This is a genomic window from Myroides sp. C1519 (assembly GCF_038039755.1).
GTDB lineage: Bacteria > Bacteroidota > Bacteroidia > Flavobacteriales > Flavobacteriaceae > Flavobacterium > Flavobacterium phaeum_A.
Window position 1 is genome coordinate 1 of sequence record NZ_JBBPHM010000014.1, and the last position, 11,239, is coordinate 11,239.

Genomic DNA, 11,239 nt, shown 5'->3' on the forward strand with positions numbered 1-11,239 from the left:
ACCAGGGACACAAGGATTTTCAGTCCTTTGCTCTACCAACTGAGCTAAGGCACCAATTGGCTTTTAGTATTGAACAATGTTGTTCTGTTAAGCGGTTGCAAATATAGAACAGTTTTTCTTTCTTCCAAAACTTTTTTAGAAAAAAATCATTCATTACCTTTGCTAAACTTAAAAAAAACGCATGATTTTAGCCATTGACATAGGCAATACTCGAACGAAAATAGCTAAGTTTGAAAACAATAGGTTTTCTGAGACTCTATTTTTTGACGATGAAAAAAAAGTTGATTTTTTTTTAAAAAAAATTTCAACAGAACACGAAAAACTACAAATCATCCTATCTTCGGTCGGGAAATTAAATGAAGAAACTTTCAATTGGTTAAAACAAAATACCAATCTTATCGTTATATCTCATAAAAGTAGCTTCCCATTTAAAAATTTATACGCCACTCCAAACACATTGGGGATAGACAGAATGGTTCTCGCTGCAGGGGCTGTAATGCAATTTTCTAAACAGAATCGTTTAGTGATAGACGCAGGGACTTGTATTACCTATGATTTTATAAATGATAATGACGAATATTTAGGTGGTGCAATTTCTCCAGGTCTAATGTTGCGATATAAATCGTTAAATGATTACACAGAAAAGCTACCTTTGCTAAAACCTGAAGATATAGATTATTTGATAGGAGATCAAACAACAAATGCTATACACTCAGGTATTATAAATGGTGTTACAACAGAAATAGATGGTGTAATAACTGAATACCAAAAAAAATATCCTCAATTAACGGTTATTTTGACCGGAGGAGACACACTTTTTTTGGCAAAAAGATTAAAAAATGTAATATTTGCTAATTCAAACTTTCTTTTAGAGAGTATGAACTCTTTATATCAATACATAATTGAAAATGATAAAAAAAATCTTCCTTAGCCTAAGCCTTATTTGTGGTTCAATTGCAATGGCCCAACAAGGCAACGCTTCACCTTATTCTTTTTACGGAATAGGTAATGTTAATAACAGTGGTACGAATGAATATAAAGCTATGGGTGGAACAAGTGTTTACGCAGATAGTATTCACATCAACTTAAATAACCCAGCGTCTTTTGGTAAGCTTAAACTTACTACATTCTCACTTGGAGCAACAGCTAAGTTTTATGACTTTGCATCTGATGATTCTAATAATAAAGCAAAAAGACAAACATTAGACTATATCTCCGTAGGTTTCCCTATTGCTAAAAAAGTTGGTGTTGTATTCGGATTAACTCCTTTTTCAAATGTTGGTTATAAAATTAATGGTCAACAAAACAATGAAGAAGGTCAATTAATTAAAAACACTTACGAAGGTAACGGAGGAGTGAATAAAGTATTTTTAGGAGCTGGTTACGAGATTATGCCTAATTTACACGTGGGTGTAGATGTTGGATATCATTTTGGTAACATCACTAATGAAGCATACAAAAACATTGCTAATACAGGCGATGGTTCTCCTTTACAAACCGTATCAAGAGAATTACAGGAATTAGATTACAGAGGAGTGTCTTTTAAAACATCTGCACAATATGCTGGTAAATTTAGACAGTATGATTGGCAAGCAAATGTAACTTATAGCCCACAAACTAAGTGGTCAAATGACAACCTAACTAAGTTACAACTTGTAAGAGTAAACCAAGTAATCGAATCTCAAACTATTATAGACGGTAACAGAAAAATTACTAATCCACAAGCTTTAGATTTAGGACTTGGTTTTGGAAAAGAATTCAAATGGTTTGTAGGAGCACAGTATACATTCACAGAAAACAGAAAATTAGCTGACTCTTGGAATACATCTTCTATCTCTTCATTTGAGAATTCAAATAAATTCTCTGTTGGAGGTTTCTATATCCCTAAATACAATTCTTTTACAAGCTATTTTGATAGAATTGTATACAGAGCTGGTATTAGATATGAAAACACTGGTTTAGTTTTAAATGACAAAGCAATCAATGATATGGCTGTAAATGCTGGTTTTGGTTTTCCTATTGGACGAAGCTTTACTAACTTAAACATTGGTTTTGAATACGGATCAAGAGGTACAAAAAGTCAAGGTTTAACAAGAGAAAACTACTTTAGTATGTATGTTGGTTTCTCAATGAATGACCTTTGGTTCAAAAGAAGACGTTTTGAATAACATCTATTCATTATCATAAAATGAAATACATAAATAAATCGATAAGCATTCTTTTATTTATCTTATTATCTTTCTCTTTATTCTCTTGTGAGAGTAAGTTTAAAGAAATACAACAAATAAACAAAGTCACCTTCTTTCCAGCTGGTGAAGCAGAAAATATGCGCCTACAATATATCGATTCAGGAAGAGTAAAAGCCATATTACTAAGTCCAACAATGTTAGATTATAGCAATGTTAAATATCCTTTTACCGAATTTCCAAAAGGAATTCATCTTACCTTTTTTGATGCGGATAATAACAAAAATACCGTTGTTGCAGATTATGCTATTAGTTATACAAAAACAGAACTAATAGATTTACAAGGAAATGTTGTTATAACAACACATGATGGTAAAAAACTTGAATCAGACCAATTGTATTTTGACCAAAAGAATGAATGGTTCTTTACAGAAGGAAAGTATAAAGCTTCTACTGATAAAGAAAACTTTACAAGAGGAGTTGGAATTGACTTCGACAGTAAATTAAAAACAGTAAAAGCAACTAATAGTTATGTTGAAAGCATAAACAAACAGAATTAATATGAAAGCATTAAGAATCATACCATTCTTCTACTTAGTTATTGCAGCACTATTCATATATGATGCAATTGACAAAATAAGCAAAGGAGAAAACAACTTCTGGTTAAACTTTATAATAGCTGGAGTGGCAATCTTCATGTTTTTCTTCAGAAGAAAGTTTGCGAAACGAATGGATAATTACAATAATAAGTAACAATATCTCAAAGGTGTAATCATAAATGATTACACCTTTTTTTTATATTTATACCATTACTAAATTATAAGTTATAAGGTCCTATTTAGTCGGAATTAAAAATTATTAGACAATTAATTTAAAAATACAAGAAAAAAGATGTGAATTGTCGTAAAATAATAGCATCACTCCTTTTATTATTAAATAGATAATTGTATTTTCGCTCACTGAAAAAAATTACACATAATAAAAAAGCATGGCAGTTTTATCAAAAATTAGACAAAAATCCGCTCTGTTAATTGCAGTAATAGGTATTGCTTTATTAGCATTCGTTATTGGCGACGTAGTAAGAAGCACGGGAGGTGGACTATCAAGAAATGTTGGTAGTATCAACGGAGAAGAAATCAACACACAAGAATTCTTACACAAAGTAGCTCAAGCTGAGAAAAACGGACAAATGAGTAACACTCAAGCGAGTGTGGCTGTTTGGAACAGTGAAGTAAACAATATTTTACTTACTACTGAGTTCGAGAAATTAGGATTACGCATTGGTAAAGACCAATTGGTAAATGTTGTAAAAAACAACCCAAACTTTGCTAACAATCCTGAATTCCTAAATCAATTAGGACAGTTTGACGTTAACAAATTCAACCAATTTGTTTTAATGATGAAACAAGCTGGACAAGAGCAATGGAATGCGTGGTTAGCTTACGAAAAAGAACTTGAAAAAGTTGGTCTTGAGCAAATGTATTTCTCTTTAATTCAAGGGGGAATCTACACTACTCAAACTGAAGCTAAAGCAAGTTACTTAGCTGATAATAGCAAAGTTTCTTTTGACTATGTTACTGTACCTTACTCTACAGTTAACAACGAAGAAGCTGCTGTTTCTGATGCTGCTATCATTGATTATATGAAAAAACACGAGAACAGATTCAAATCTGAAACAACTCGTGAATTACAATATGCTTTCTTAGCAAGTAAACCTTCTGACTCTGATAAAGATGCAGTTAAGGAAACTATTGAATCTCTATTACAACCAAGAGTTCAATATAATGCTGAAACTAAGAAAAACGATACTGTTCCTGGATTCAAAACAATTAAAGATGTTGAGTCTTTCGTAAATACAAACTCAGATATTAAATTTGATAGTTTATACTACGCTAAGAAAGATCTTCCTTTAGAATACCAAGAAGAGTTATTTAACTTACAACCTGGTCAAGTTTTTGGTCCATACGTAATGGGAGACTACTACTGTGTTTCTAGATTATTAGACAAAAAACCAGGTCAAAGAGTTGACGCTGCTCATATCCTAATCACTTATGCAGGATCTGCAGCTCCTGGTTCTACAAGAACTAAAGAAGAAGCTAAAGCGAAAGCTGAAGAAATCTTGAAAAAAGTTCAAGAAGCTCCTGCTACATTTGCAGCTGTTGCAACTGTTGAAACAGAAGATCCAGGATCTAAAAACAACGGTGGAAAATATGAAGATATTCCAAACGGACAAATGGTAAAACCATTTAACGACTTTATCTTTAACAACCCTGCTGGAAAAATTGGTTTAGTTGAAACTGACTTTGGTTACCACGTAATCCAAGTTATCAATAAAAAAGAAGGTGCTAAATTAGCTACTGTTGCTTTAAAAATTGAAGTATCTGACGCAACTGCTGATGAGTTATTCACTAAAGCTACTACATTAGAACAAGACGCAGCTTCTGCAAGTGACTTTATCGTTGCTGCTAAAGGTTTAGGTTTTGATACTCAAAATGACGTAACTGTTCGTCCTTTCGAAGAGTTCTTACCTGGTGTAGGAAACCAAAGAAGTATTGTTGCTTGGGCTTTTAACAAAGAAACTAAAGACGGTACTATCAAAAGATTTGACAATGCTGATGGACACATCATCGTTAAGTTAACATCTAAAAACGATACAGGTTTAATGCCAATCGAAGAAGTAAAACCATTCATTGAACCAATCTTAATGAACGAGAAAAAAGCTCAAATCATTAAACAAAAAATGACTGGTAAAACTATTGAAGAAGTATCTACAAGTTCTAAAGCATCTATCGCTTCTGTATCTGAAGTTAGCTTAAATGCTCCACTTATCACTAATATCGGAAACGAACCATTAGTAGTAGGTACAGCTTTCGCAACTGCAGTTAACCAAAACTCTAACCTAATTGATGGTGTAAAAGGAGTTTATATGGTAAAAACTAAAAACGTTGCTAATGCTCCTGAATTACCAAACTACAACAGCTACAAAGCTAAAGTTGAAAATGGTGTTCGCAACATGGCTCAAATGAGAGTTATGAAAGCATTAAAAGACAATGCCAAAATTAAAGATAACCGTATCGGTGTTATCCAATAAACTATAAAATTTACAAAAGAAGCCATCTGTACTCCAGATGGCTTTTTTTATGTCTGTTCGTTTTACAAATAAAAATACCTTATTTTTGTCTACTCGAAATTTAAAATTATACTTATGAAAGCATATGTTTTTCCAGGTCAAGGAGCTCAATTCACAGGAATGGGTAAAGACTTATATGAAAGTTCTGAACTTGCTAAAGAAATGTTTGAAAAAGCAAACGATATCCTTGGTTTTAGAATCACAGATATTATGTTTGAAGGAACAGCTGAACAATTAAAAGAAACAAAAGTTACTCAACCTGCTGTATTCTTACATTCAGTTGTATTAGCTAAAACATTAGCAGATTTCAAACCAAAAATGGTAGCTGGTCATTCATTAGGAGAATTCTCTGCTTTAGTTGCGAATGGTACATTAGCTTTTGAAGACGCGTTAAAATTAGTTTCTCAAAGAGCTATGGCAATGCAAAAAGCTTGTGAAATCACTCCTTCAACTATGGCTGCTGTATTAGGATTAGAAGATGCTATCGTAGAAAAAGTTTGTTCTGAAGTTGACGGTGTTGTAGTTGCTGCAAATTACAACTGCCCTGGTCAATTAGTTATTTCAGGAGAATTCTCAGCTGTTGAAAAAGCGTGTGAATTACTAAAAGAAGCTGGTGCTAAAAGAGCATTATTACTTCCTGTTGGAGGAGCATTCCACTCTCCAATGATGGAACCTGCAAGAGAAGAATTAGCTGCTGCTATTGAAGCAACTACTTTCCACACTCCTACTTGCCCAGTTTACCAAAACGTTACTGCAAGTGCTGTTAACAATCCAGAAGAAATTAAAAAGAACTTAATCCTTCAATTAACTGCTCCTGTAAGATGGACTCAATCAGTACAACAAATGGTTGCTGATGGTGCTACTTTATTTACAGAAGTTGGCCCAGGAAAAGTATTAGTTGGTTTAATTAAAAAAATCAATAAAGAAGCAGAAACTCATTCTGCATAAGTTGTTTTGACAATAACAAGACTATTATAACAATATAAAAATCCTTGGTTGAAACACACCAGGGATTTTTTTTTAACCTCCTTTTAAACGTGCAAAAACTCTCAATTCAAGAATGGATTCTGATATTTACATTAGTTAGTCTAACGGCATTAGGCCCTTTAGCTATTGATATGTATTTACCAGCTTTCCCAAAAATAGCCAAAGACTTAAGTACCGAAATAAACCGTGTACAAATCTCTCTCTCTACTTTCTTGGGTGGATTAGCAATTGGACAATTATTTTGGGGACCTATATCTGATAAATATGGAAGTAAAAAACCAATACTAATTTCCCTATCTATCTTTATCGTGTCTTCTATTGCCTGTATTTATGTACAAGACATCAAGGTTATGTGGGTTTATAGATTCTTACAAGCATTTGGAAGTAGTGGTGGTTTAGTCATTGCAAGGGCTATAGTCAATAAACGCTTCGATAAAGACCAAACCCTTAAGATTTTCAGTATCCTTGCGCTAATCGGCGGAATTGCTCCAATTATGGCACCTATCTTAGGTAATGCCATTCTAAAATTCTATGATTGGCAACATGTCTTTACTGCTATGGCGTGTTTTGCAACATTAAGCATATTAATGACTACATTTTTCCTTAGAGAAGATGTAAACACACAAAGTACAACATTAAAACTCAACCTAATCTTAAACAACTATAAACGCTTATTCAAACATAAAATATTTGTTACCTATACTATCATAGGAAGTATTGCTTTTAGTTGTTTAATGCTATACATATCCAATTCGCCCGTATTAATTATGGAAGTTGGCGGATTATCAAGTACGCAATTCAGCTTAATATTTATGCTAAACTCTTGTGGATTAATGATAGGCTCATTCCTTACGTCATCTGTTCTACGTAAACACTTACAGCCAAGTAATATCATTAAATTAGGAGCAAGTATACAGGCTATATCAGCGGGAATACTCTGGTTAATGATTGAATTAAACCTATCAATCTATTTGCAGTTAATTCCACTATTCTTTTTTGTACTGCCCCTTGGAATGCTATTCCCAACAAGTACAACATTAGCATTAGCGCCATTTAAAGAAGAATCAGGAACAGCCTCTGCCCTATTTGGTGCATCACAATTAGCGTTTACTTTTATAACCTCTTTGCTGCTAAACAGCCTCAACGATGGTTCAATGAATATTGTTGCAATCTCGTTAATGGCTTGTGCTATCGCATCCTTGATAATTAATCAAACGACATACCCTAAAAAATAAACATAAAAAAAGCAGACTATATAAGTCTGCTTTTTTTATATCTAAACGGAAATAAAACTATCCTAAGAAAGCTAAAATTTCGTCTGTAATAAACTTGATTTGCTCAGCCTCTAATTCAGAGTGCATTGGAAGAGATAATACTTCTTGTACTAATTGATTAGTTACAGGGAAATCTTCTTCTTTATAACGCGGATCTAAATAAGCTTTTTGTTTGTGCAATGGAATTGGGTAATAGATTGCACAAGGAATATCTTTAGACTGTAAGTGAGCCATTAATCCATTTCTATCAGCATTCACAATACGCAATGTGTATTGGTGGAATACGTGACTATCCTCTTCTCCTTCAATTTTAGGAGTAACGATATTTGGATGATTAGCTAAAGCAGTAGAATATGCTTTTGCAGCAGCACGACGTGCATTGTTATAAGTATCTAAATTAGGTAATTTAGCATTTAAAACAGCAGCTTGAATACTATCTAAACGAGAGTTAACTCCAATTACATCGTGGTGGTAACGTTCGTACATACCGTGGTTAACAATTCCTCTAATAACGTGAGCTAATTCGTCATCATTAGTAAAAATAGCACCACCATCTCCATAACAACCTAAGTTTTTAGATGGGAAGAAAGAAGTAGCAGCAACGTGTCCAATTGCACCCGTTTTAGCTTTTTTACCATCAGCGAAAGCATAGTTAGCACCAATACCTTGCGCATTATCTTCGATTACGAACAAATTATGCTCTTTTGCAATCTCCATAATCGCTTCCATATTTGCTGCTTGTCCAAATAAGTGAACAGGTACAATCGCTTTAGTTTTAGGAGTAATTGCTTTTTTAAGTGCGTCAATAGAGATATTAAAAGTCTCTGGACATACATCAACTAAAACAGGAGTTAATTGTAACAAACCAATAACCTCAACAGTTGCAGCAAACGTAAAGTCTGCAGTGATTACCTCATCACCTGGTTTTAAACCAAGTCCCATCATTGCAATTTGTAACGCATCAGTTCCATTAGCACAAGGAATAACGTGTTTTGACCCTGTGTACTCTTCTAAACTTGCTTGAAAAGAATGAACTTGAGGTCCATTAATATAAGCTGAAGATTCTAAAATCTCTTGAATCGATTGATTCACTTGTTCTTTAATCCCTTCATATTGACTTTTCAAGTCAACCATTTGAATTTTTTTCATCCTAATTGTCTTTAGTATCTTAAAGCCATCTTTACTGATAATCAAAAAATTAACTGCAAAAACAACTATATATTTCGATATTCATTATCCTTACAAAAATAATAAATTCTTAACGTCAAAGCTCAATCTTTCTCAAAAGAAACGTAATTTCGCTTTATAAAGATTTTCACATGTTTTTTCTATACAATATACTGACTTACGTTTCAATATTCTTTCTTCAGATTATAGCCCTTTTTAATAAAAAAATCAACTTTTTTGTACAGGGTAGAAAAGAGTCTTTCACAATTTTAGAAGAAAAAATCAAACCCTCTGATAAAGTGTTTTGGGTTCACGTTGCTTCATTAGGAGAGTACGAACAAGGATTACCATTAATGGAACAACTAAAAAGTAAATTTCCAACCCATAAAATAGTACTTACTTTCTTCTCCCCTTCTGGATATGAAGTTAAAAAGAACAATTCAATTGCCGATGCCACATTGTATCTACCAATGGACACATTAGCTAATGCAAAACAATTTTTAAAGCAAGTTCACCCTGAAAAAGCCTTTTTCGTTAAATACGAATATTGGCCAAACTACCTAAATCAACTACGCAAAAAAAATATCCCTACTTATTTAGTATCCGGAATTCTACGTTCAGACCAAGTATTCTTTAAATGGTATGGTGGGTTTTATCGCAAAGCATTGCAAGCTTTCACTTATTTCTTCGTGCAAAACGACATATCAAAACAACTTTTAAACCAACTGAACTTTACACAGGTTGAAGTTGTAGGAGATACCCGTTTTGATCGCGTGTCTCAAATATTAGAAAACAACAATAAACTTGACTTCTTAGATGAGTTTACCAATAACAAACAAACCAAGACTATTGTAATTGGTAGTTCGTGGCCTGAAGACGAAAAATTCATTACTACGTATATCAATAATAACACAGACTCGTCATTGCGTTTTGTCTTTGCTCCTCACAACATTAAAACAGAACAAATAGCTCAATTGCAAAACAGCCTAAAGAAACCAACTATATTGCACAGCCAGCACCAAGGTAAAAACCTAAGTGAATACAATGTATATATAATTGACGCTTACAGTTTATTGACAAAAGCTTACAGTTATGCTGATATTGCATATATCGGAGGAGGCTTTGGAGCAGGAATACACAATATATTAGAAGCAGCTACTTTTGGCGTTCCAGTTGTCATTGGTCCAAAATACAAGAAGTTTCAAGAAGCAAAAGACCTTGTAGCATTAGGAAGTTGCTTAGTAGTAAACAACCAAGAGGAATTAAACGATACTTTTGACAAATTACTGACAGATACTACTACAAAAGAAAAGTTAGGTGCTATCAGTAGCCACTTTATTTTAAAGAATAAAGAAGCCACTAAAAAAATAATGAAGCATATTTCATAAAAAACAAAAAGGTAAATGAACACAATGTTTATTTACCTTTTTTGATATATGAATTAATAATTACTCATTGAAAGTATATGATACTTAAAAGTCAACTTTATCAGGATGTAATCCCGAGCCACCAATATAAGGCAAATTATCTATCGCCGCAATATCTTCTTGACTAATTTCAAAATCATAAATATCAAGATTTGCTTTAATACGCTCAGGTGTTACAGATTTAGGTAATGGTAAATGTCCTTTTTGTACAATCCAACGAATACATAATTGAGGCACTGATACTTTGTATTTAGCAGCTAATGCAACTAATACTTCATTGTCTAACACATTTCCACGACCAAGTGGACTCCAAGCTTCAATTAAGATATCATTTTTTACACAAAAATCAACCACTTCATTTTGTGTCATCCCTGGATGAAACTCAATTTGGTTAACCATTGGTTTTACTTTTGCTGTTTCTAACAAGGCTGATAAATGCGATACATAGAAATTACTAACTCCAATAGCACGCACTTTTCCGTCTGCATACAACTTTTCTAATGCTCTCCATGTTTCAGCATTTAATTCTTTCCAATTTTCAAATTGGTTTTCACTCGCAGGCCAGTGAATTAAAAACATATCTATATAATCTAAACCTAAGTTTTTTAAAGAAACATCAAAAGCCTCTAATGCTTTTTCAAAACCACGCTCAGAATTCCAAACCTTAGTTGTTACAAAAATCTCTTTACGGTCAACACCTGACGCCTTGATACCTTTACCAACACTAACCTCATTTTTGTAGAAAAAAGCCGTATCTATATGTCTATACCCCAACTCTAAAGCTGTTTTTACAGAATTTACAGCTTCTTCTCCTTCAGCTGCTTGCCAAGTTCCAAAACCTACTTTTGGAATTAACACGCCATTTCCTAATTTATAAGTATTCATTTTATCTACCTTTTATAAGTTTATACCTCAACAAGTTAAATATTATTATTGGAAATAAATGAATTTTAAAAAAGCTTAACACACCACTATTTAATGCATTAACATATCTATACACCAAATATTGACATCTCTATTTTTACTAATCTTTTAGTAACCAATAAACTCAAGAAGTACGACGCTTTT

General features: G+C 33.0%; 10 protein-coding genes. 8 read left to right on the plus strand and 2 right to left on the minus strand.

What is annotated here, in order from left to right:
- Positions 1–181: 181 nt before the first annotated feature.
- The 7 genes from AABL81_RS09050 (at position 182) to AABL81_RS09080 (ending at position 7,538) form a co-directional block, all read left to right on the plus strand.
- Positions 182–931 carry a type III pantothenate kinase gene (locus AABL81_RS09050; RefSeq protein WP_158210165.1) on the plus strand — a complete coding sequence of 250 codons (750 nt, stop codon included), beginning with the start codon at positions 182–184 and terminating at the stop codon, positions 929–931.
- Positions 909–2,168, plus strand: a complete 1,260-nt coding sequence (locus AABL81_RS09055; protein WP_341340858.1) for a hypothetical protein — start codon at positions 909–911, stop codon at positions 2,166–2,168. Before AABL81_RS09050 ends, AABL81_RS09055 begins: the two co-directional genes overlap by 23 nt.
- Before the next feature lie 20 nt (positions 2,169–2,188).
- Positions 2,189–2,746, plus strand: a complete 558-nt coding sequence (gene lptC / locus AABL81_RS09060; RefSeq protein WP_158210163.1) for an LPS export ABC transporter periplasmic protein LptC — start codon at positions 2,189–2,191, stop codon at positions 2,744–2,746.
- Between the two features lies 1 nt (position 2,747).
- Positions 2,748–2,939: a hypothetical protein gene (locus AABL81_RS09065; RefSeq protein WP_090408851.1), complete on the plus strand. Its 192-nt coding sequence runs from the start codon at positions 2,748–2,750 to the stop codon at positions 2,937–2,939.
- A gap of 235 nt (positions 2,940–3,174) precedes the next feature.
- Complete coding sequence (locus AABL81_RS09070) at positions 3,175–5,277, plus strand: peptidylprolyl isomerase (RefSeq protein WP_341340859.1); 2,103 nt, start codon at positions 3,175–3,177, stop codon at positions 5,275–5,277.
- A 114-nt stretch (positions 5,278–5,391) separates the two neighbouring features.
- Positions 5,392–6,264, plus strand: a complete 873-nt coding sequence (gene fabD, locus AABL81_RS09075; protein WP_341340860.1) for an ACP S-malonyltransferase — start codon at positions 5,392–5,394, stop codon at positions 6,262–6,264.
- 89 nt (positions 6,265–6,353) lie between these two features.
- The gene (locus AABL81_RS09080) at positions 6,354–7,538 is read left to right on the plus strand and encodes a multidrug effflux MFS transporter (RefSeq protein WP_341340861.1); all 1,185 of its coding nucleotides are present in this window, start codon (positions 6,354–6,356) and stop codon (positions 7,536–7,538) included.
- A gap of 57 nt (positions 7,539–7,595) precedes the next feature.
- On the opposite strand, the gene AABL81_RS09085 is transcribed toward AABL81_RS09080, so the two are convergent.
- The gene (locus AABL81_RS09085) at positions 7,596–8,726 is read right to left on the minus strand and encodes a DegT/DnrJ/EryC1/StrS family aminotransferase (protein WP_158210159.1); all 1,131 of its coding nucleotides are present in this window, start codon (positions 8,724–8,726) and stop codon (positions 7,596–7,598) included.
- A 170-nt stretch (positions 8,727–8,896) separates the two neighbouring features.
- Here AABL81_RS09085 and AABL81_RS09090 point away from each other — a divergent pair, with 170 nt between their 5' ends.
- Entirely contained in the window at positions 8,897–10,132 is a 1,236-nt protein-coding gene (locus tag AABL81_RS09090; protein ID WP_341340862.1) for a 3-deoxy-D-manno-octulosonic acid transferase, read from the plus strand.
- A gap of 84 nt (positions 10,133–10,216) precedes the next feature.
- Here the strand turns inward: AABL81_RS09090 and AABL81_RS09095 are convergent, their stop codons facing one another.
- Entirely contained in the window at positions 10,217–11,056 is an 840-nt protein-coding gene (locus tag AABL81_RS09095) for an aldo/keto reductase (RefSeq protein ID WP_158210157.1), read from the minus strand.
- Between the last annotated feature and the right edge of the window lie 183 nt (positions 11,057–11,239).